The 20053-nt window shown below is 58.5% G+C and carries 23 protein-coding genes; 15 read left to right on the forward strand and 8 right to left on the reverse strand.

Features of this window, described 5'->3' with window-relative positions:
* Positions 1–390 precede the first annotated feature (390 nt).
* Together AC1DIS_RS21780 and AC1DIS_RS21785 are read right to left on the reverse strand one after the other, a co-directional pair.
* Positions 391–1611 carry a CaiB/BaiF CoA transferase family protein gene (locus tag AC1DIS_RS21780; protein ID WP_018927225.1) on the reverse strand — a complete coding sequence of 407 codons (1221 nt, stop codon included), beginning with the start codon at positions 1609–1611 and terminating at the stop codon, positions 391–393.
* 13 nt (positions 1612–1624) lie between these two features.
* Positions 1625–2806: an acyl-CoA dehydrogenase gene (locus AC1DIS_RS21785; RefSeq protein ID WP_018927226.1), complete on the reverse strand. Its 1182-nt coding sequence runs from the start codon at positions 2804–2806 to the stop codon at positions 1625–1627.
* A gap of 157 nt (positions 2807–2963) precedes the next feature.
* Between AC1DIS_RS21785 and AC1DIS_RS21790 the strand changes: the two genes are divergently transcribed.
* From AC1DIS_RS21790 to AC1DIS_RS21835, 10 genes are all read left to right on the forward strand, one after another.
* Positions 2964–3863, forward strand: coding sequence for a LysR family transcriptional regulator (locus tag AC1DIS_RS21790; RefSeq protein WP_018927227.1), 900 nt, complete (start codon positions 2964–2966; stop codon positions 3861–3863).
* A 434-nt stretch (positions 3864–4297) separates the two neighbouring features.
* Positions 4298–5419 carry a Re/Si-specific NAD(P)(+) transhydrogenase subunit alpha gene (locus AC1DIS_RS21795; RefSeq protein ID WP_018927228.1) on the forward strand — a complete coding sequence of 374 codons (1122 nt, stop codon included), beginning with the start codon at positions 4298–4300 and terminating at the stop codon, positions 5417–5419.
* Positions 5420–5434: 15 nt separating this feature from the next.
* Entirely contained in the window at positions 5435–5758 is a 324-nt protein-coding gene (locus tag AC1DIS_RS21800) for an NAD(P) transhydrogenase subunit alpha part 2 (protein ID WP_003187010.1), read from the forward strand.
* Positions 5758–7206, forward strand: a complete 1449-nt coding sequence (locus AC1DIS_RS21805) for an NAD(P)(+) transhydrogenase (Re/Si-specific) subunit beta (RefSeq protein ID WP_018927229.1) — start codon at positions 5758–5760, stop codon at positions 7204–7206. The genes AC1DIS_RS21800 and AC1DIS_RS21805 overlap by 1 nt, the downstream gene beginning before the upstream one ends.
* 188 nt (positions 7207–7394) lie before the next feature.
* Entirely contained in the window at positions 7395–8888 is a 1494-nt protein-coding gene (locus tag AC1DIS_RS21810) for an acetyl-CoA hydrolase/transferase family protein (RefSeq protein ID WP_064615715.1), read from the forward strand.
* Positions 8889–9213: 325 nt separating this feature from the next.
* Positions 9214–9429: a DUF1127 domain-containing protein gene (locus AC1DIS_RS21815; protein WP_018927231.1), complete on the forward strand. Its 216-nt coding sequence runs from the start codon at positions 9214–9216 to the stop codon at positions 9427–9429.
* A gap of 340 nt (positions 9430–9769) precedes the next feature.
* Positions 9770–10087 carry a DUF2388 domain-containing protein gene (locus tag AC1DIS_RS21820; protein ID WP_064615713.1) on the forward strand — a complete coding sequence of 106 codons (318 nt, stop codon included), beginning with the start codon at positions 9770–9772 and terminating at the stop codon, positions 10085–10087.
* Between the two features lie 107 nt (positions 10088–10194).
* Positions 10195–10512 carry a DUF2388 domain-containing protein gene (locus tag AC1DIS_RS21825; protein ID WP_018927233.1) on the forward strand — a complete coding sequence of 106 codons (318 nt, stop codon included), beginning with the start codon at positions 10195–10197 and terminating at the stop codon, positions 10510–10512.
* 27 nt (positions 10513–10539) lie between these two features.
* Positions 10540–10860, forward strand: a complete 321-nt coding sequence (locus AC1DIS_RS21830) for a DUF2388 domain-containing protein (protein ID WP_086945264.1) — start codon at positions 10540–10542, stop codon at positions 10858–10860.
* A complete protein-coding gene (locus tag AC1DIS_RS21835) occupies positions 10857–12818 on the forward strand; it encodes a DUF7844 domain-containing protein (RefSeq protein WP_064615709.1) in 1962 nt (653 codons plus the stop codon). Before AC1DIS_RS21830 ends, AC1DIS_RS21835 begins: the two co-directional genes overlap by 4 nt.
* An 87-nt stretch (positions 12819–12905) precedes the next feature.
* On the opposite strand, the gene trpA is transcribed toward AC1DIS_RS21835, so the two are convergent.
* Both trpA and trpB read right to left on the reverse strand, forming a co-directional pair.
* Positions 12906–13718, reverse strand: coding sequence for a tryptophan synthase subunit alpha (gene trpA / locus AC1DIS_RS21840; RefSeq protein ID WP_019580275.1), 813 nt, complete (start codon positions 13716–13718; stop codon positions 12906–12908).
* Positions 13718–14953, reverse strand: a complete 1236-nt coding sequence (gene trpB / locus AC1DIS_RS21845) for a tryptophan synthase subunit beta (protein WP_018927237.1) — start codon at positions 14951–14953, stop codon at positions 13718–13720. The genes trpA and trpB overlap by 1 nt, the downstream gene beginning before the upstream one ends.
* A 112-nt stretch (positions 14954–15065) precedes the next feature.
* Here trpB and AC1DIS_RS21850 point away from each other — a divergent pair, with 112 nt between their 5' ends.
* Entirely contained in the window at positions 15066–15959 is an 894-nt protein-coding gene (locus AC1DIS_RS21850; protein ID WP_477743514.1) for a LysR family transcriptional regulator, read from the forward strand.
* On the opposite strand, the gene AC1DIS_RS21855 is transcribed toward AC1DIS_RS21850, so the two are convergent.
* Positions 15956–16282 (reverse strand): ElaB/YgaM/YqjD family protein, encoded by a 327-nt coding sequence (locus AC1DIS_RS21855; RefSeq protein WP_018927239.1) that lies wholly within the window; start codon positions 16280–16282, stop codon positions 15956–15958. The genes AC1DIS_RS21850 and AC1DIS_RS21855 overlap by 4 nt on opposite strands.
* 156 nt (positions 16283–16438) lie before the next feature.
* Here AC1DIS_RS21855 and AC1DIS_RS21860 point away from each other — a divergent pair, with 156 nt between their 5' ends.
* Together AC1DIS_RS21860 and AC1DIS_RS21865 are read left to right on the forward strand one after the other, a co-directional pair.
* Entirely contained in the window at positions 16439–16654 is a 216-nt protein-coding gene (locus tag AC1DIS_RS21860) for a dodecin (RefSeq protein WP_018927240.1), read from the forward strand.
* 126 nt (positions 16655–16780) lie between these two features.
* Positions 16781–17005 (forward strand): DUF1161 domain-containing protein, encoded by a 225-nt coding sequence (locus AC1DIS_RS21865; RefSeq protein ID WP_018927241.1) that lies wholly within the window; start codon positions 16781–16783, stop codon positions 17003–17005.
* Between the two features lie 62 nt (positions 17006–17067).
* Here the strand turns inward: AC1DIS_RS21865 and AC1DIS_RS21870 are convergent, their stop codons facing one another.
* Entirely contained in the window at positions 17068–18069 is a 1002-nt protein-coding gene (locus AC1DIS_RS21870; RefSeq protein ID WP_064615703.1) for an LLM class flavin-dependent oxidoreductase, read from the reverse strand.
* Positions 18070–18307: 238 nt separating this feature from the next.
* Between AC1DIS_RS21870 and AC1DIS_RS21875 the strand changes: the two genes are divergently transcribed.
* Positions 18308–18739 (forward strand): OsmC family protein, encoded by a 432-nt coding sequence (locus AC1DIS_RS21875; RefSeq protein ID WP_008152515.1) that lies wholly within the window; start codon positions 18308–18310, stop codon positions 18737–18739.
* Positions 18740–18917: 178 nt separating this feature from the next.
* Positions 18918–19151 carry a DUF1161 domain-containing protein gene (locus AC1DIS_RS21880; protein WP_018927243.1) on the forward strand — a complete coding sequence of 78 codons (234 nt, stop codon included), beginning with the start codon at positions 18918–18920 and terminating at the stop codon, positions 19149–19151.
* A 6-nt stretch (positions 19152–19157) separates the two neighbouring features.
* Here the strand turns inward: AC1DIS_RS21880 and AC1DIS_RS21885 are convergent, their stop codons facing one another.
* Both AC1DIS_RS21885 and AC1DIS_RS21890 read right to left on the reverse strand, forming a co-directional pair.
* Positions 19158–19577, reverse strand: a complete 420-nt coding sequence (locus tag AC1DIS_RS21885; RefSeq protein WP_064615701.1) for a PA0061/PA0062 family lipoprotein — start codon at positions 19575–19577, stop codon at positions 19158–19160.
* Positions 19578–19617: 40 nt separating this feature from the next.
* Positions 19618–20034, reverse strand: a complete 417-nt coding sequence (locus AC1DIS_RS21890) for a PA0061/PA0062 family lipoprotein (RefSeq protein WP_018927245.1) — start codon at positions 20032–20034, stop codon at positions 19618–19620.
* Between the last annotated feature and the right edge of the window lie 19 nt (positions 20035–20053).

Raw genomic sequence — 20053 nt, forward strand, 5'->3', positions numbered from 1 at the left:
TTCCTTTGCAACTTCAACCACTTGCGCTTCCGATCTCTCGTTAGCGGGAGGCGAATTCTACAGCGTTAGTCGCTGCTGTCAACACCTCTTTTTCTCCGCTTTCGACCGAGAAGATCGAACCGTCAATAAGGCGACAATACCCTGCCTTACCAACTCCTTCTGGCTTCGATGAACTGAAGCATAACCGCTGTCGAAAACTGCGTAACTCGTTGTTTACCAAGGAGTTTTCCGTTTCGACTGCGCCGGAAGTGGGGCGAATTATAGACGTCCAGAATCTGCCGTCAACCTCTAATTTGGCTTTTCTATCAATAGCTTGCAGAAAGCCGGAAAACCGCCCGTTTTCCTTCTATAGAGGAGAGCAAAACCACTCCCTCTATATAGAAGAGGACTTCAGAGCACCCCCGCCTCTTTGAAAGCAGCGACTGCACCGGCATCCAGACCCAATACCCGCTGCAAAACCTCCAGTGTGTGCTCACCCAATAAAGGAGGTGCGCTACGGTACTCCACTGGCGTCTCGGACAGGCGTATCGGGCTCGCAACTTGAGGTACGATCCCGGCCAAAGCATGAGGCAGCTCAATAGCCAACCCTCGAGCCTGAACCTGAGGGTCGGCAAACACCTGGGCCAAATCATTGATCGGCCCACACGGCACGCCTGCCTGCTCCAACTGCGTCACCCATTCAGCAGTGGTCTTGAACACGGTCGCCTGGCGGATCAGCGGGATCAGCACCGCCCGATTTGCCACCCTTAACTTATTGGTCGCAAAACGCGGATCATCCGCCCACTGCGGCTGCCCGGCCACCTCCGCAAATTTACGGAACTGCCCATCATTACCCACGGTAAGGATGAAGTCGCCATCGGCTGTAGGGAAGTCCTGATAAGGCACGATATTCGGATGGGCGTTGCCCAGGCGCTTAGGCGCAATGCCCGTAGTCAGGTAGTTCATCGCCTGGTTCGCCAGACACGCCACCTGAACGTCCAGCAATGCCATATCAATGTGCTGACCGCTGCCACCATGATCCCGATGAGCCAGCGCAGCCAGGATCGCTACCGTTGAATAGAGTCCAGTCAGAATGTCTGTCAGCGCCACGCCAACTTTCACCGGGCCTGCACCTTCATCTCCTTCGGGGCGACCGGTCAAACTCATCAGACCGCCCAAGCCCTGGATCATGAAGTCATAACCCGCACGCTTGGCATACGGGCCGGTCTGACCGAACCCGGTGATCGAGCAATAGATCAGCTTCGGATTGGCCACCTTTAGCGACTCGTAGTCCAGCCCATATGCCGCAAGACCACCGACCTTGAAGTTCTCGATGAGGATATCCGACTTCGCCGCCAACTCACGCACCAGCCGCTGCCCCTCTGGTCGCGTGAAGTCGATGGTCACCGATTGCTTGTTGCGGTTGGCGGACAAGTAATAAGCCGCCTCGCTGGTGTTCTCGCCATAAGCGTCCTTAAGGAACGGAGGCCCCCAGGCACGCGTGTCATCGCCATTACCCGGGCGCTCGACCTTGATGACGTCAGCGCCAAGGTCCGCAAGAATCTGCCCGGCCCAAGGCCCGGCGAGCACCCGCGACAAATCCAGTACCCGTAGATGCGAAAGCGCGCCCATGGCCGTTCTCCTATTAATAGAACGCCTGGAGGCCGGTCTGCGCGCGACCGAGGATCAGCGCATGGACGTCATGCGTACCTTCATAGGTGTTCACCACTTCCAGGTTGACCAGGTGGCGAGCCACACCGAACTCATCGGAGATACCGTTGCCACCCAGCATGTCGCGCGCCATGCGAGCGATGTCGAGGGACTTGCCGCAGGAGTTGCGCTTCATCATCGAAGTGATCTCGACCGCAGCAGTACCTTCATCTTTCATGCGCCCCAGACGCAGGCAGCCTTGCAGCGCCAAAGTGATTTCGGTCTGCATGTCGGCCAGCTTCTTCTGGATCAACTGAGTGGCCGCCAATGGACGACCAAACTGCTGACGATCCAGGGTGTACTGGCGAGCGGTGTGCCAGCAGAACTCGGCAGCGCCCAGTGCGCCCCAGGAAATGCCGTAACGCGCCGAGTTAAGGCAGGTAAAAGGGCCTTTCAAACCACGGACATCCGGGAAGATGTTCTCTTCAGGAACAAACACGTTGTCCATGACGATCTCGCCGGTGATGGATGCACGCAAGCCGACCTTGCCATGAATCGCCGGAGCGCTCAGACCTTTCCAGCCCTTCTCGAGCACAAAGCCACGAATGTCGCCCGCATCGTCCTTGGCCCAAACCACGAATACATCAGCGATCGGACTGTTGGTAATCCACATCTTGCTACCGGTGAGGCTGTAGCCACCTTCCACTTTGCGTGCACGAGTAATCATCGCGCCCGGGTCGGAACCGTGGTTGGGCTCGGTCAGACCGAAGCAACCAATCCATTCACCCGTGGCCAGCTTCGGCAGGTATTTCTGCTTCTGTGCTTCGGTGCCGAATTCATTGATCGGAACCATGACCAGCGAAGACTGCACACTCATCATCGAGCGATAGCCGGAGTCGACACGTTCGACCTCACGGGCAATCAGGCCGTAGCTGACATAGTTCAGGCCGCTGCCACCGTATTGCTCAGGGATGGTCGCCCCCAGCAGACCCACCTCACCCATCTCACGGAAGATCGCCGGGTCAGTCTTCTCATGACGGAAAGCTTCGAGAACACGCGGTGCGAGCTTCTGCTGAGCAAACTGCTCGGCCGTGTCGCGAATCATGCGTTCTTCTTCAGTGAGCTGTTGATCCAGCAACAGGGGATCGATCCAGTTGAAGCTAGCTTTACCGCCCATGAGTGAGTCCTCTCGAATCGGGTCAAATAACGTGGATTGATCCTAGGCCGGGTTCGGCGTCCCGGCAAACGAGGTTTTCGCATACTGTTGTGCTAATTTCTCACTTCGAAACGTTGCAAAATCGCCTTTATGCAATGCATTAGTGAGGTTGACGTACATGCGCAGGAAGATCCCCAGCACAACAGCCCTGATCAGCTTTGAAGCGGCAGCGCGCCACGAGAGCTTTACCAAGGCTGCCCAGGAGCTTTCTCTCACTCAGGGAGCGATTTGCCGACAGATAGCCAGCCTCGAGGAGTTCCTCAATGTCGAGCTGTTCCGGCGTTCACGGCGCGGAGTGAAGCTGACAGAAGCCGGGCTTTCCTACAGTCGCAGGGTGGCCACCCAACTCGACGCGGTTGAACGGGACACCTTGTCAGTGATGGGCCAGCAAGGCGCCAACTCGATCGAACTGGCGGTGGTTCCGACCTTCGGCACTCAGTGGCTGCTGCCACGACTCAAGGATTTCCAGCACAAACACCCGGAGGTGACGGTCAACCTCACCAACCGTACGCGCCCCTTCCTGTTTGCCGACACCGACTTCGATGCCGCCATTTATTTCGGCGACGCGGACTGGCCAGGTACCGAATCCCACAGGTTAATGGGCGAGAACCCGATGCCGGTGTGCAGCCCCACGCTGCTGGGCCAAAAAACCAACCTGAGCCCCGGTGAAATCGCCGAGCTGCCCTTGCTGCAACAGACCACTCGCCCTTATGCCTGGCGCCAATGGTTCAACTCCCAGAACCTGAATATCCCGCGAGACATGACAGGGCCGCGTTACGAGCTATTCTCCATGCTCGCCCAGGCAGCGATGCATGACATGGGGATCGCGCTGATTCCGCCATTCCTGATTCAGCGCGAATTGGCAGAGAAGCGCCTGGTCATTGCCAATACCCAAGCACTATCGAGCATCAAGGCCTACTACCTGATGATTCCTGATCGAAAGGTCGAATCAGCCTCTTTAAAGGCATTTCGCGATTGGCTGGTGAATCAGGCACACAGCTACAACCTAGAAGGATAAAGGCTCACAGCCATTAGCTGACCGCGTAGTCAGCAAAACAAAAGCACTACAGATATAAGTATTTGTCGCATATTGACAGACTGTACCGACAAACAGCACAAACGTCCCACAAGCGTTTGAGTACGTGGCTTTGAGCCTCTATTGGCAGGCAATGACAACCTATTCACCGTGCGGATGTGTAAATTCTTGAATTTTGGCAAAAATCCTTAGAAGCCACGGCCTGCAAGGGATTTAACGGAAAGGTGCGACATTCGGTCACGGGGTGACTTGTAGTTAATTTTCCGTCACCCGTCATAATCCCTTGAAGGGCACAAAGTTCGCCTGCAAAATGCCGCGCCCCGCCCTGATTTGGTGGGGTCGTGCTGATCGGCCGCCCCAGCCGCACCATCCGAAGTGCCTGGGTTTACTCAATAAGATCACGCAGGAGATTTGACGTGCACATTGGTGTTCCTCTCGAAACCCAGACGGGTGAAACACGGGTTGCTGCAACCCCGGAAACCATCAAGAAGCTGATCGGCCAGGGTCATAAGGTCACTGTACAAAGCGGCGCCGGCATTAACGCCAGCGTTGTCGACAGTGCTTATGAAGCGGCAGGCGCAACCATTGGCAGCGCCAACGATGCGTTTGGTGCCGAGCTGATTCTCAAGGTGGTCGCCCCCAGCGACAGCGAACTGACGCTGATCAAGAGCGGCACCGTAGTGGTCGGCATGCTCAACCCGTTCAGCAATGAAACCATCGCCAAACTGGCCGAATGCGGCATTACCGCGTTTGCGCTGGAAGCTGCGCCACGCACCTCCCGCGCCCAGAGCCTGGATGTGCTGTCCTCCCAAGCGAACATCGCCGGCTATAAATCCGTGCTGCTGGCCGCTCACTACTACCCACGCTTCATGCCGATGTTGATGACCGCCGCGGGCACTGTGAAAGCGGCGCGCGTGCTGATTCTCGGTGCCGGTGTGGCCGGTTTGCAGGCGATTGCCACGGCAAAACGTCTGGGTGCCGTGATCGAAGCGTCCGATGTGCGTCCTGCGGTGAAGGAGCAAATTGAATCCCTGGGTGCGAAATTCGTCGACGTGCCGTACGAAACCGATGAAGAGCGCGAATGCGCCGTCGGCGTCGGCGGCTATGCGCGCCCCATGCCGGCCAGCTGGATGCAGCGTCAGGCCCTGGCCGTACACGAACGCGCCAAGCAGGCTGACATCGTCATCACCACGGCACTGATCCCGGGTCGCAAGGCGCCGACGCTGCTCAGCGCCGAAACCGTGGCGCAGATGAAGCCAGGCTCGGTGGTTGTCGACCTCGCCGCAGCGCAGGGCGGCAACTGCCCGCTGACCGTGGCGGACCAGGTCGTGGTCTCGAATGGCGTGACCATTGTCGGCCCGACCAATCTGGCCGGTGCGGTGGCGGCAGACGCTTCGGCGCTGTACGCACGCAACCTGCTGGACTTCCTGAAGCTGGTCTTCAACAAGGAAGGCCAGTTCGAAGTGAACCTAGAAGACGACATCGTCGCCGCGTGCCTGATGTGCCGCGACGGCCAAGTCATCCGCAAAAACGCCTAAGCAGGGATTCAGACGATGGAAGAGCTTATCTCCCCCGGTATCTACAACCTGATCATCTTCGTGCTGGCGATTTATGTCGGTTATCACGTGGTCTGGAACGTTACACCTGCACTGCACACGCCATTGATGGCGGTGACCAACGCCATTTCGGCGATTGTGATCGTCGGCGCGATGCTGGCGGCTGCCTTGACCGTAACACCATTGGGCAAAACCATGGGCACCCTGGCGGTGGCTCTGGCGGCCGTGAACGTGTTCGGTGGTTTCCTGGTCACCCGTCGCATGCTTGAGATGTTCAAGAAAAAAGCCCCGAAAGCCGTAAAAGAAGAGGCGCCCAAGTAATGAGCATGAACCTGGTAACGACGCTGTACCTGATCGCGTCGATCTGCTTCATCCAGGCCCTCAAAGGCCTGTCGCACCCGACCACGTCGCGGCGCGGCAACGTGTACGGCATGCTCGGCATGGCCTTGGCGATCCTCACCACCATCGGTCTCATCTATAAGCTGGCGGCGCTCTCCATTGAGCAAGGCGGTGCTACCGCCGGCATCGGCTACGTCATCGTCGGTCTGCTGGCCGGCGGTACCGCCGGTTCGATCATGGCCAAGCGCGTTGAAATGACCAAAATGCCGGAGCTGGTCGCCTTCATGCACAGCATGATCGGTCTGGCGGCGGTGTTCATCGCCATTGCAGCCGTCGTCGAGCCGCAGTCGTTGGGCATCGTTAAACATCTGGGCGATTCGATTCCGGCGGGCAACCGTCTGGAGCTGTTCCTCGGCGCGGCCATCGGTGCAATCACCTTCTCCGGTTCGGTGATCGCGTTTGGCAAGCTGTCGGGCAAGTACAAGTTCCGCCTGTTCCAGGGCGCACCAGTACAGTTCAGCGGTCAGCACAAACTGAACCTGCTGCTGGGTCTGGCGACGCTGGCACTGGGTGTCACGTTCATGCTGACCGGCAACTTCAGCGCCTTTGCCCTGATGCTGATCCTGGCCTTCGTGATGGGCGTGCTGATCATCATCCCGATCGGCGGCGCCGACATGCCCGTCGTGGTGTCGATGCTCAACAGCTACTCCGGTTGGGCGGCAGCGGGTATCGGCTTCTCGCTGAACAACTCGATGCTGATCATTGCCGGCTCGCTGGTGGGCTCAAGCGGTGCGATCCTCTCGTACATCATGTGCAAGGCGATGAACCGTTCGTTCTTCAACGTACTGCTCGGCGGCTTCGGCAACACCGCGGATGCTGGCCCGGCGGGCTCCAAAGAAGCCCGTCCGGTGAAATCCGGTTCGGCTGATGACGCCACCTTCCTGCTGACCAACGCCGACACCGTGATCATCGTTCCAGGCTATGGCCTGGCGGTAGCACGGGCGCAGCACGCCTTGAAAGAGCTGACCGAGAAACTGAGCCACCGCGGCGTAACCGTGAAGTATGCGATTCACCCGGTTGCCGGCCGGATGCCTGGCCACATGAACGTATTGCTGGCCGAGGCCGAAGTGCCTTACGACCAGGTGTTCGAGATGGAAGACATCAACTCCGAGTTCGGCCAGGCCGACGTGGTGCTGGTGCTCGGCGCCAACGACGTGGTGAACCCGGCAGCCAAGAACGACCCGAAATCGCCGATTGCCGGCATGCCGATTCTCGAAGCGTTCAAGGCCAAGACCATCATCGTCAACAAGCGCTCGATGGCCAGCGGCTATGCCGGCCTGGACAACGAGTTGTTCTATCTGGACAAGACCATGATGGTTTTCGGCGATGCCAAGAAAGTCATCGAAGACATGGTTAAAGCCGTCGAGTAAAAACCTTCGGCAACCTGAACGCCCCGACTCGTCGGGGCGTTTTTGTTTGCGTCTGTTACCGATCCTGCAAAGGTGTTTTGCCTGAAAGCACCGGAATAGACGCCCCGAATGCGACCTTGGTAGCGGGACGGGCACCGCTCGAATTCACTAGACTGCGCACCTTGCTTCCGTTGCCCGAGATAACAATCATGTACCGTGACCGTATTCGCTTGCCTTCATTGTTGGACAAGGTAATGAGCGCCGCCGACGCTGCCGCTCTGATTCAGGACGGCATGACCGTCGGCATGAGCGGCTTTACCCGAGCCGGCGAAGCCAAGGCCGTGCCTCATGCACTGGCCGAGCGCGCCAAGGTCACGCCGCTGAAAATAAGCTTGATGACCGGCGCCAGCCTGGGCAACGACCTCGACAAACAGCTGACTGAAGCCGGCGTACTGTCGCGACGCATGCCGTTCCAGGTGGACAGCACTCTGCGCAAGGCGATCAATGCCGGCGAAGTCATGTTCATCGACCAGCACCTGTCGGAAACCGTAGAGCAGCTGCGTAACCAGCAACTCAAGCTGCCGGACATCGCGGTGATCGAAGCCGTGGCGATCACCGAGCAGGGCCATATCGTGCCGACCACCTCGGTGGGCAACTCGGCCAGCTTCGCGATTTTCGCCAAACACGTGATCGTCGAGATCAATCTGGCGCACAACCCGAATCTCGAAGGCTTGCACGACATCTATATCCCTACCTACCGGCCGACCCGCACGCCGATTCCACTGGTGAAGGTCGATGACCGTATCGGCAGCACTGCCATCCCGATACCGCCGGAAAAAATCGTCGCGATCGTGATCACTAATCAATCCGACTCGCCCTCTACTGTGCTGCCGCCGGATGTGGACACCCAGGCCATCGCCGACCACCTGATCGACTTCTTCAAGCAAGAAGTGGCTGCCGGTCGCATGACCAACAAACTCGGCCCACTGCAAGCCGGAATCGGCACCATCGCCAATTCGGTGATGTGCGGCTTGATCGACTCGCCATTTGAAGACCTGACCATGTACTCCGAAGTGCTGCAGGATTCGACTTTCGATTTGATCGACGCCGGCAAGTTGAGCTTCGCTTCGGGCAGTTCGATCACCCTGTCGAGCCGGCGCAATGCCGATGTATTCGGGAATCTGGAGCACTATAAGGACAAGCTGGTGCTGCGCCCCCAGGAAATCTCCAATCACCCCGAAGTGGTGCGGCGCCTGGGCATCATCGGCATCAACACCGCGCTGGAGTTCGACCTGTACGGCAACGTCAACTCCACTCACGTCTGCGGCACGCGGATGATGAATGGCATCGGCGGCTCGGGCGACTTCGCGCGCAATGCGCACCTGGCGATTTTTGTCACCAAGTCGATCGCCAAGGGCGGGGCGATTTCCAGCGTGGTCCCCATGGTCAGCCACGTCGACCACACAGAACATGACGTCGATATTCTCGTGACCGAGATCGGCCTGGCCGACCTCCGAGGCCTGGCGCCGCGTGAGCGTGCCCGCGTCATCATCGACAACTGTGTGCACCCGGACTATCGCCCAGCCCTGAATGACTACTTCACTGCTGCTTGCGCGGTCGGCGGGCATACCCCGCATATCCTGCGTGACGCACTGAGCTGGCACATGAACCTGGAAGAAACCGGGCGCATGCTGGCGGTGTAATTGATACAGATAGCAGCTGACGCAAACACAGTTTCGTCAGCTCGCTGTTGCAGCATTCCTTTCAATCAAAAACTGTACTGCTGTACCGGTCTTTTCCTACCGTAATTGCCTACCTTTTCCAGCCAAAGCCCTATAAATGCACCATAATGGTGCCGATAGGTACAGTTGCCTCAATTTAGACCAGTACACCACCGTTTAACAGTTAACTGGTCTCTCACAATACAGGTGAACTGTATCTACAGAGACTGGCCAAACGAGAGGATCATTGGCATCAGTCAAAGTTAAACCACTACCTAATCCCGCCATAAGCGGAAGGATGTCAACCATGGAACGTACACTCAGTTCCGAACTGTTCTTCGAAGACACTGCTGCAAAAACCCAGGCTTCCCTGCCTTTGCGCGTTATCGCCAACCTGATGCTGTGGCAGCGCCGCATCTCCAGCCGCCATCAACTGGCTCGCCTGGATTCGCGTCTGCTGGCTGACGCCGGGATTAGCGAAGCACAACGCTACGAAGAGCTGAGCAAGCCGTTCTGGCGCTAAGTTAGCGTCGCTGGCTCTGACCCACCGGGTCCACCGCCAGCAACCCGAATTGAACAAACAGAACCCGTCGTGGGAAACCACGACGGGTTTTGTCGTTTTAGGGCTTCATATTGGGGGCGTACAGAAGAGAAAACTACCGACAGTTACAGTTTTTAAATATATAAAAACAACCAGTACAGTTTATTCTAAGGGTGTCTGCGCTCGCCTGCATGAACAAGCGGGACTGTTCTAACCGATGTACGCAGGCCTAATATCTGTATAAAACGTGGCGAACGCTTTAAGACGACAGGCGTCTGATCCTTTGCCACCTCTCTATCGGTCTATCCAAAGGAGCTACCTCATGTCCCCCCTTCGCCTGCTCAGCGCTGCAGCCCTGCTTGCCATGGCTGCCAATGCCCACGCCTCCAGTTTTATCGTGACCACCGACTCCATCGTTAATGGCCTGAAGGCTTCCTCCGACGCGACTTCGGATGTCTCGTCCTCCTTTCGCGACAACAAAATCGTCCGTGCTGCCCGTGACGATGCCGCCAGCTTCGTTGCCAGTGAAGGTGCCATCCGTGGCGTGAAACTGGAAAGCGCGCTCAACCATATCCGCCAACAGGCTCCACAACTGAATGCGACCGACGCACAGCTGGCCCAGGCCATCCTGACGATCTAGGCAACTGTGCTGAACCGGGACACGCCCGTCGTGTCCCGATGTTTCGACGCTGGCTCTAGCCCGGGCATTGCGCTAGCCTTGGGGCTCGCTTTCAGCTATCGAGCCTCATGCGTTTTCTTTCAAGTCTGTTGATCACTCCGGTTTTTCTCGCGGCCTGCTGGTCGGGTTCGGCCCATGCCTTCGACGCTTTCAACCTGTCCACACAAGGCACCGTAGCCAGTGGTTACGCCACCAGCATGGTGACCTCCGCGCCCTTCGACCATAAAATGCTGATCGCCGCCCGGGATGACGCTGCAGCGTTCATCGCCAGTGACGGCCAACTGCGAGGAGCACAACTGGAATCGGCCTTGATCTACCTGCGCCGGACCCAGCCAAAACTTCATGCCAGCGACCTTGAACTGGCGCAGGCAATTCTCGTCCAATAGTTATCCTTGTTTCTCCGGAGTCACTCCATGCGTAGCCCGCTGATTGCTGCCACCCTTGGCCTGCTGCTATTGGCCGACGTGGCCCAGGCCCAAACCCTGGTAGCCACCAGCAACATGATCATTCGTGCCTCCCAGCGCACGCTTGATTTCACTTCCGATACCACCACGTCCATCCGCGATTCGAAGATCGTCCGTGAAGCCCACGACGATGCGGCCAGTTTCGTCGCCAGCGAGGGTGCAATCCGTGGTGCACACCTGGAAGCTGCCTTCGACACCTTGCGCACCCGCGTACCGGAAGCCCGCGACGCCAGTGATCAGGTTCTCGCCGAAGCCGTCCTCGCACTGTGAAATCACTAAGCGCCTGGCTGCTGGCCGGGGTTGTGTTGCTGCTTGGCAGCACGGCCCAGGCCGGCTTGCAATTGCGGCTCAAGACCGACGGCCTGAGCCCCGCGCAACAGCAGGCCAGTCAGGCGCTGCTCGATGAAGCCATGCAGGCGTTACCGCCACGCTTCATCGAGCAGCTGGACCGGCACATCGATGTCGGCTGGACCGACAACATGCCGAGCAATGCCTATGGCCAGGCATCACTGGTGTCCGAGCTCGACCTGAATCGCAACCTGCTCGCCAGCCTCACCGACGGCAGCGCCGCGACCAAAAAAACCTATCGCCCCCACGGCACCGTGCGTCAGGAACTGCTCGCCACGGTGTTGCACGAGCTCACCCACATCTACGACCGCGCACGCCTGTGGCCGGACGCCGAGCGCACACTGATCCAGCGCTGCACACAACGTAACAGCAGCTCCGGACTGATCGGCATCCCGGATCAGTGCCGCGGACAGACCGACCGACGCTGGACCCTCAGCGACGACCCTCGCCTGCTTGATCTGGCCGGCTGGCCGCAATACGTCGGTCGGCGCGGCGAGCGCGAACAGCACAACCGGCAGATTGCCCGCAGCCCGGACATCTACGAGACGAGCAGCCCGAAGGAGTTCGTCGCGGTCAACATGGAGTACTTCCTCCTCGACCCAAGCTATGCCTGCCGTCGCCCTGCGCTGTATCGCTACTACAAAGAACACTTCGGCTGGGCGCCCGCCGCCAAAGACACCTGCGCCCGATCATTCGCCTTCCTCAATGCCGGTAATGATTTCGCCAAACAGCCCTTGGGCCAGGTCGATCCGGAACGGGTGTATGCCGTCGACTATCTGCTGGCAGAAGCCAACCAGAACTGGGTCAGCCGCTGGGGTCACAGCATGCTGCGACTGGTGATCTGCGCGCCCGGTCGGCCTCGCGGGCCGGATTGCCGCCTCGATCTGGATCAACATCTGGTGCTGTCTTACCGCGCCTTCGTCGGCGACGTACAGTTGTCGAGTTGGGATGGGCTGGTGGGCAAATATCCATCGCGCCTGTTTGTGCTGCCGCTGGCCCAGGTGATCGACGAATACACCAAGACCGAACTGCGCAGCCTGGCCTCGGTACCGCTGAACCTGTCGCGCAGCGAGATCGAAGACGTGGTGGAGCACGCCGCCGAGATGCACTGGAGTTACGACGGCAATTACTTCTTCCTGTCCAACAACTGCGCCGTGGAAAGCCTGAAGCTGCTGCGCAGCGGCAGCAATAATGCCCAGCTGACAGGGCTCGACAGCATCATGCCCAACGGCTTGCTGGAAGTACTCAAGAGCCGTGGACTGGCGGATACCAGCGTGCTCGACGACCCTCGCGAAGCGTTACGCCTGGGCTATCGCTTCGACTCCTTCCGCGAGCGTTATCAAGCGATGTTCGAGGTGCTGAAAAAGCACTTGCCGATCAAGCAGGAAAAGGTCGAAGACTGGCTGGCATTGAAAGCTGATGAGCGCCGCAAATGGATTGACCAGGCGGACCTGCGCACCAGCGCGGCATTGCTGTTACTGGAGCAGGCGAGCTTCCGCCAACAATTAGTATTGGCCCAGGACGAAGTGAAGCAACGCTATCTGGGCGCTCAGGAATTGAACAACGGCAGCATGGATAAGGCCAACGCGACCTTGAAGCAGATTCTCGCCAACAGTGGCTTCCTCAGCCGTCCGGCCGAACTGCTCGGCACCGGTGGCTATGGTTTGCCGCAGCCGAACGAGTGGACGCGCCTGGAGTCGGAAAGCAATCTGCGTCAGAAGCAGCTTCAAGTGCTGACCGGGGACCTCGACAAGGAAGTGCGAGCGCTGCTCGAGCCAAGCCGCGCTGCTGAAATGGCCGCCAACGAAGAGAACCTGAAACAGGTTGGCGAACATTTGAGGAAGTTGCACAAGGCTGCGGGTGGGTTGGAGTTGCCCTGAAAGCAAAAAGGGCTTCAGAACATAGTCCTGAAGCCCTCGGTCTTGCTGTATGTGCTGTGCCGCGAGGCACTAATTCCTCTCTTACTTTCAGCTGACCCGCGCTTTACGCACGCCGTCGGACAAGGCCGCGCACAGGCTGAGTACGCCCTCCACAGCCTGATCAGGGGTCGAGGCGTTGGCGATGTGATCAATCAGCGCCGACCCCACCACCACACCATCAGCCAGACGCGCGATTGCCGCTGCCTGTTCCGGTGTGCGAATACCGAAGCCGATGCTGATCGGCAGATCGGTATGGCGACGCAGACGGGTGACGGCCTCTTCGACATGTTCCAGAGTCGCCGCGCCCGCACCGGTCACACCCGCCACCGACACGTAGTAAACAAATCCGGAACTGCCATTCAGTACGGTCGGCAGACGCCCATCGTCAGTCGTCGGAGTGGTCAGACGGATGAAGTCCAGGCCTGCCGCCTGTGCCGGGTCGCACAATTCAGCGTTATGTTCTGGTGGCATGTCGACCACGATCAGGCCATCGACACCGGCTTCTTTGGCTTCAGCGATGAAACGCGGCACGCCGTACATGTGAATCGGGTTGAAGTAACCCATCAACACCAGCGGAGTCTCGCTGTTGCCTTCGCGGAACTCGCGAACCATTTGCAGGGTTTTCGCCAGGTTCTGTTTGGCGCCCAGAGCACGGATGTTGGCCAGCTGGATCGCCGGGCCATCGGCCATCGGATCAGTGAAGGGCATGCCCAACTCGATCACGTCGGCGCCGGCACCGGGCAAGCCTTTGAGGATCGCCAGGGACGTGTCATAGCTCGGATCGCCGGCGGTCACGAAGGTCACCAGGGCGGCGCGGTTCTGTTCCTTGAGTTCGGCAAAACGCGTTTGCAGGCGGCTCATCAGTGTTTCTCCTGCTTGGACTGCACTTGTTGAGAGTTTTCCATGTGGTGCATCACGGTTTGCATGTCTTTGTCGCCACGGCCGGACAGGTTGACCACCATCAGGTGATCTTTCGGCAGGGTCGGTGCGCGCTTGAACACTTCGGCCAGGGCATGGGCGCTTTCCAGTGCAGGAATAATCCCTTCCAGGCGGCAGCACTTATGGAATGCATCGAGGGCTTCGTCGTCGGTCACCGAGGTGTACTGGACGCGGCCGATGTCATGCAACCAGGCGTGTTCCGGGCCGATGCCTGGATAGTCGAGACCGGCTGAAATCGAGTGCGCGTCAATGATCTGGCCATCATCGTCCTGCAACAGGAACGTACGGTTACCGTGCAGCACGCCTGGTACGCCACCGTTCAGGCTGGCCGCGTGTTTGCCGGTTTCGATGCCGTAACCGGCCGCTTCGACGCCGATGATCTCGACGCTCTTATCATCGAGGAACGGGTGGAACAGGCCCATGGCATTGGAACCACCGCCGATGCACGCCACCAGGCTGTCTGGCAGACGACCTTCCTGGGCTTGCAACTGCTCGCGGGTTTCCTTGCCGATGACGGCCTGGAAGTCGCGAACCATGGCCGGGTACGGGTGCGGACCGGCCACGGTGCCGATCAGGTAGAAGGTGCTGTCGACGTTGGTCACCCAGTCACGCAGGGCTTCGTTCATTGCGTCTTTGAGGGTGCCGGTGCCCGCGACTACCGGGATCACTTCGGCGCCCAGCAGCTTCATGCGAAACACGTTGGCTTGCTGACGTTCGATGTCAGTGGTACCCATGTAGATCACGCATTCGAGGCCGAAACGCGCGGCCACGGTGGCGGTCGCCACGCCGTGCATGCCGGCGCCGGTCTCGGCGATGATGCGTTTCTTGCCCATGCGCCGCGCCAGCAGGATCTGGCCGATGCAGTTGTTGATCTTGTGCGCGCCGGTGTGGTTCAGCTCTTCGCGCTTGAGGTAAATTTTCGCGCCACCGCAGAACTCAGTCAGGCGTTCGGCGAAATACAGTGGGCTTGGACGTCCGACGTAATCACGCTGAAAGTAGGCCAATTCTTCTTTGAATGCCGGATCTTCCTTGGCTGCTTCGTATTCACGGGCCAGATCGAGGATCAACGGCATCAGGGTTTCGGCGACGTAACGGCCACCGAACGCGCCAAACAGGCCGTTGGCGTCGGGGCCGTTGCGCAGATTAGTCTGGGTCATGGGTCGCTCCAGTTGTATTCGAGAGGTGACGATGGGGTTCACTCTACCCCTGACATCCCACGCTGAAAACCGATAAGATCGCCGCAACCTGTCAGGAAAACTCACAGATCCCATGAGCCATGACCTCCCCCCGCTGAACGCGCTTCGCGCCTTCGAAGCCACTGCCCGCCTGAACAGCGTCAGTCAGGCTGCCGAACAGCTGCACGTCACCCATGGCGCGGTCAGCCGGCAACTCAAGGTACTGGAGGAACACCTCGGCGTGAGCCTGTTCTTCAAGGATGGACGCGGCCTTAAACTCACAGATGCCGGCGTTCGATTGCGCGATGCCAGCGGCGAAGCCTTCGAGCGTTTGCGCAGCGTTTGCGCCGAGCTGACCCAAAGCACCGCCGATGCGCCGTTCGTGCTCGGCTGCTCGGGCAGTCTTTTGGCGCGCTGGTTCATTCCGCGTTTGGGGCGCCTGAATGCGGACCTGCCGGATCTGCGCTTGCACCTGTCGGCTGGCGAAGGCGATCTCGATCCACGACGGCCCGGTCTGGATGCCCTGCTGGTGTTTGCCGAGCCGCCGTGGCCGGCGGATATGCAGGTCTACGAGTTGGTGAGCGAACGCATCGGCCCGGTCATGAGCCCGCGATTTGCCGGCTACGAAAGGCTACGAAACGCACCAGCAAGCACACTGTTGAGCGAACCCTTGCTGCACACCACCTCACGTCCGCAAGCCTGGCCGATCTGGGCACAGCAAAGCGGCCTCGACGACAAGGCGCTGAAGTACGGTCAGGGCTTCGAGCATTTGTATTATTTGCTGGAAGCGGCAGTGGCCGGGCTGGGCGTGGCCATCGCGCCCGAGCCGCTGGTGGCCGAAGACGTGAAGGCCGGTCGCCTGGTTGCGCCATGGGGCTTCCGTGAAACCCCGGCGCAACTGGCGTTGTGGCTCCCCAAGCGCGCCGCGGACGGGCGCGCTCGGCAGTTGGCGCAGTGGCTTAAAAACGAACTGCGCCAGACACCTTAATGACCGCGCTTGAACAATAAATAGGCCGCAAGCAATCCCAGCGCACCAACGGCAACACCGGCTGTAGTCCAAGGGTGCTCCTGGGCGTAGTCACGAGTCGCGATCCCGGTTTCACGGGTTTTGACCTTAACCTCTTCATAAGCATCGGCGAGCAGATGGCGTGAGTGTTTCAGCGCGTTCTCGGCGTTGCTTTTCAACGTCTTGATAGTTTTACGCGACTCGTCCGAGGCGTCGTCCTTCAAGCTTTCCAACGATTTCAACAGACTCTCGATCTCGGCTTCCATGCTTTGCAATGAGGCGTTGCGTAACGACGTGTTGGCCATGATGGCTCTCCTGCATTGTTGATGAGTGACGTGTGTTGGTTGGGACTTCAGGGGTTCGAGAAAGTGCAGTAAATCTGAACGTCACTACGGATTGGTCGACAGAAGAAATAAGAAAAATCACTGCTAGGCTGTATTTCACACCTCAAGGAGAACGCCATGTCTGACCATCACACCTACAAGAAAGTCGAACTGGTTGGCTCGTCCACCAGCAGCATTGAAGACGCCATCAACAATGCCTTGGCCGAAGCCAACAAAAGCCTCAAGTACATGGAATGGTTTGAAGTGACCGAAACTCGCGGGCATATCAAAGACGGCAAAGCTGCACACTTCCAGGTGACACTCAAAGTCGGGTTCCGGATTGCCAGCAGCTGAGTTTGAGCCAGCCGTCTGAACTTGCGCGACGACTGAATGCCATAGGAAACAGCAAAGCGCTACAGAATGAGCGCATCCGGTAGCTGGATGCCCTCCCTCTATTGATCCGACCAAGGAGTGCAACCCATGAAGAAGTTTATTCTGGCGGTAGGTTTGTTGAGCCTTGCGGGAACAGCCTTTGCCCAGGTCAAGTCGTGTGAAGAGCTGAAAGCCGAAATTGCTGCAAAACTGGACGCCAAGGGTGTTTCCAATTACACGCTGGAGATCGTCGACAAAGGCACTGCTGCCGGTGGAAAAGTCGTCGGAAAATGCGAGAAGGGCTCCAAGGTAATCGTTTACAAACAGGGCTGACTTCCCTCAATAACGAAAAGCCGACGCCATGGCGTCGGCTTTTTGTGGATGCCGTTTAAGTGTCAGCCCTTCATGACCTGCGCCAACAGTTCATAGGAGTGCACGCGATCGGCATGTTCATACAGGTCACAGGTGAAAATCAGTTCATCCGCCTGGGTCTGTTCGATCAGCACCTCAAGCTTGGCGCGGATTTTCTGCGGGCTGCCGACCATCGCCAGCCCCAGGAAATCACCGACCGCTTCTTTCTCATGGGGCAGCCACAGGCCGTCCATGGTCTTCACGGGTGGGCGTTGCACCAGGCTCTGGCCACGCATCAACGCAAGAATCCGCTGGTACACCGAAGTGGCCAGGTAATCGGCCTGCTCGTCGGTGTCTGCCGCCACCAGCGGCACACCGAGCATCACGTAAGGCTTATCCAACACCGCTGATGGCTTGAAGTGGTTGCGGTAGACGCGAATCGCTTCATGCATGAAGCGCGGTGCGAAATGTGAAGCGAAGGCGTAGGGCAATCCGCGCTCACCGGCCAGCTGCGCACTGAACAGGCTCGAACCCAACAACCAGACCGGGACATTGGTGCCGGTACCCGGCATGGCAATGATCCGCTGATCCGGCGTGCGTGGGCCGAGGTAGCGCATCAACTCGGCCACGTCTTCCGGGAAATCGTCGGCGCTGCCGGAACGCTCGCGACGCAAGGCGCGGGCGGTCATTTGATCGGAGCCGGGCGCGCGCCCCAGGCCCAGGTCGATCCGGCCTGGATACAGGCTTTCAAGGGTGCCGAACTGCTCGGCGATCACCAGCGGCGCATGGTTGGGCAACATCACGCCCCCCGAGCCGACACGAATGGTCGAAGTGCCACCGGCCAGATAGCCCAGCAGGACCGAGGTCGCCGAGCTGGCGATCCCGTCCATATTGTGGTGTTCGGCGACCCAAAAGCGGTTGTAGCCGAATTTTTCGACGTGCTGCGCCAGGTCCAGGGAATTGCGCAGAGACTGGGCCGCACTGCCGTTCTCGCGCACGGGCACCAGATCGAGGGTCGAAAACTTGATCTCAGACAGTCGTTTCATAAACCTGCTTCTCCAATGGGTAAGCAGGTTTTTTCACCAACGAAAACCTGCCGAGGCTATAAGCGTGTTCTATGCAATGAGGGCATATACCCGAGTTTCAATAGAAGAGACAAAATTCCTGCACGATTAGAGGACTGATCAGATGAGGTGAACTTTGCCTGACGGTCTATCCTCAGAACCCTGGTAACCGAAAACCACGAAGGCGCGACGTTTCGCACCGGATCTTGAGGAGGCAGACATGGCTATCACAAAGAAAGCATCGGCTCATTGGGAAGGTGACCTGAAAACCGGCATTGGCTCAATCTCCACGGAAACCGGCGTACTCAGAGAAGCCCCTTACGGCTTCAAGGCCCGTTTCGAAGGCGGTAAAGGCACCAATCCGGAAGAGTTGATCGGTGCGGCCCACGCGGGCTGTTTCTCCATGGCATTTTCAATGATTCTCGGCGATGCCGGCCTCAAGGCCGACAGCATCGACACCAATGCCGAAGTCACTCTGGACCAGGTGGACGGCGGCTTTGCAATCACCGCAGTGAAACTGATCCTCAAGGCGAAAATCCCTGGGGCGACCCAGGCGCAATTCGAGGAATTGAGCAACAAGGCCAAAGAGGGCTGCCCGGTGTCCAAGGTGCTGAATGCGAAAATCAGCCTGGATGCGACGTTGGTCAGCTAAACCGATAAAAGATCGCAGCCGTCGGCAGCGCCTGGATTATTGATTGATCGGTAAGCGCTGTCGAAAGCTGCGATCTTTTTTTGCGTTGGAACAAAACATGGCTGGCGTAATTGTGGTCGAATAAATGACAGCAGCTTTAGCGCATCACCGTGCGCGCTGCCTCAAGGGAGCTTCAACCATGAAACGTTTTGCCTTGGCGGTTATCTGTTGCACGCTGGCCACATCGGCTCTCGCGGTAACCAAATCGTGTGAGGAACTCAAGGCTGAGATCGAAGCCAAGATCCAGGCCAATAACGTCTCGTCCTACACCCTGGAAATCGTCACCAACGACGAAGTGCACGATCAGAATATGGTGGTCGGCACGTGCGACGGCGGCACGAAGAAAATCATCTACCAAAAAAATGACCGTTGATTCGCCTCACATGAGGCAGTAGCTCTCGCGATCTTCGGCGACAATCTCCCGCTTGGCGTTATACAGCCGGGCGCTGGGGCTGAACGCTATGGAGCGAGCCTCCAACAGATAACGCTGGCCGGCCTCGAAATGGTCGTAATTGATGGTCAGGTAGCATATTCGCTCCAGAGGAGTGTTCAGCAACCCCGGTCCTCCGCCAAACACTTCAAAGTCAAAACGTACCCTGAGCTCATGACTACCCGGGGTGACCTGAAAGTAACGGCCATCGCTCAACCGCTGGTTGTCCAGACGATCGGCCATCAGCAGTTTCCCGCCGGGAACTGGCGTAGCGAAGTCGACCCAGGCCATCTGCGGATTGACCGCCGGCAACGGACTCGTGCAGCCGACAAAGGCACCTGCAGCGAGCAACAGCAACAACCTGCGCATGATGAATATCCCAAGGACTGATCATTCAGCATAGCGCCGATCAGGTGCGTTGGCAGCCCGCTGGCTTACCCTGCCCAATCACTTTTCGCTGCTGATCATAAAGCTTTGCCCACGGCCGAAAGCCGATATTCCCCGCTTGCAGCTGATACCGCTGCCCGGCGTTGAAGTCCTTGAATTTCACATTCAGCTGGCAATCGCGCCACAGCGGCTCGGCGTCGGGGCCAATGTTGGTCGGCTGGACCGCGAACAAATAGCGAACCTTCAGCTCATGGCTGCCGGGCTGCACTTGGAAGTAGCGCTTGTCGATGGACGCCTTGTCATCGACTTTCAGCGCTTGCAGCGCGGCGTCTTGTTGTAATGGATCAAGATCGATCCAGGCCTGCGAAGGATCAGGGGTGGGCAATCCGGCACAGCCGGCCAGCATCAGCAGGCCTCCCGTCAGCATCAATTTGCGCATAGCGGAGCTCCAATAGGCG

The organism is Pseudomonas sp. 05N433 (assembly GCF_056396925.1).

Bases quoted from the DNA above. Each gene is read 5' to 3' on its own strand.
- AC1DIS_RS21880 (WP_018927243.1), top strand. From the start codon at position 18,918: ATGAAACGTTTTGCCTTGGCGGTTATCTGTTGCACGCTGGCCACATCG.
- AC1DIS_RS21815 (WP_018927231.1), top strand. From the start codon at position 9,214: ATGGAACGTACACTCAGTTCCGAACTGTTCTTCGAAGACACTGCTGCA.
- AC1DIS_RS21785 (WP_018927226.1), bottom strand. From the start codon at position 2,806: ATGGGCGGTAAAGCTAGCTTCAACTGGATCGATCCCCTGTTGCTGGAT.
- AC1DIS_RS21885 (WP_064615701.1), bottom strand. From the start codon at position 19,577: ATGCGCAGGTTGTTGCTGTTGCTCGCTGCAGGTGCCTTTGTCGGCTGC.
- AC1DIS_RS21875 (WP_008152515.1), top strand. From the start codon at position 18,308: ATGGCTATCACAAAGAAAGCATCGGCTCATTGGGAAGGTGACCTGAAA.
- AC1DIS_RS21860 (WP_018927240.1), top strand. From the start codon at position 16,439: ATGTCTGACCATCACACCTACAAGAAAGTCGAACTGGTTGGCTCGTCC.
- trpB (WP_018927237.1), bottom strand. From the start codon at position 14,953: ATGACCCAGACTAATCTGCGCAACGGCCCCGACGCCAACGGCCTGTTT.
- AC1DIS_RS21830 (WP_086945264.1), top strand. From the start codon at position 10,540: ATGCGTAGCCCGCTGATTGCTGCCACCCTTGGCCTGCTGCTATTGGCC.
- AC1DIS_RS21800 (WP_003187010.1), top strand. From the start codon at position 5,435: ATGGAAGAGCTTATCTCCCCCGGTATCTACAACCTGATCATCTTCGTG.
- AC1DIS_RS21780 (WP_018927225.1), bottom strand. From the start codon at position 1,611: ATGGGCGCGCTTTCGCATCTACGGGTACTGGATTTGTCGCGGGTGCTC.
- AC1DIS_RS21890 (WP_018927245.1), bottom strand. From the start codon at position 20,034: ATGCGCAAATTGATGCTGACGGGAGGCCTGCTGATGCTGGCCGGCTGT.
- AC1DIS_RS21805 (WP_018927229.1), top strand. From the start codon at position 5,758: ATGAGCATGAACCTGGTAACGACGCTGTACCTGATCGCGTCGATCTGC.
- AC1DIS_RS21820 (WP_064615713.1), top strand. From the start codon at position 9,770: ATGTCCCCCCTTCGCCTGCTCAGCGCTGCAGCCCTGCTTGCCATGGCT.
- AC1DIS_RS21870 (WP_064615703.1), bottom strand. From the start codon at position 18,069: ATGAAACGACTGTCTGAGATCAAGTTTTCGACCCTCGATCTGGTGCCC.
- AC1DIS_RS21850 (WP_477743514.1), top strand. From the start codon at position 15,066: ATGAGCCATGACCTCCCCCCGCTGAACGCGCTTCGCGCCTTCGAAGCC.
- trpA (WP_019580275.1), bottom strand. From the start codon at position 13,718: ATGAGCCGCCTGCAAACGCGTTTTGCCGAACTCAAGGAACAGAACCGC.
- AC1DIS_RS21865 (WP_018927241.1), top strand. From the start codon at position 16,781: ATGAAGAAGTTTATTCTGGCGGTAGGTTTGTTGAGCCTTGCGGGAACA.
- AC1DIS_RS21810 (WP_064615715.1), top strand. From the start codon at position 7,395: ATGTACCGTGACCGTATTCGCTTGCCTTCATTGTTGGACAAGGTAATG.
- AC1DIS_RS21825 (WP_018927233.1), top strand. From the start codon at position 10,195: ATGCGTTTTCTTTCAAGTCTGTTGATCACTCCGGTTTTTCTCGCGGCC.
- AC1DIS_RS21790 (WP_018927227.1), top strand. From the start codon at position 2,964: ATGCGCAGGAAGATCCCCAGCACAACAGCCCTGATCAGCTTTGAAGCG.
- AC1DIS_RS21855 (WP_018927239.1), bottom strand. From the start codon at position 16,282: ATGGCCAACACGTCGTTACGCAACGCCTCATTGCAAAGCATGGAAGCC.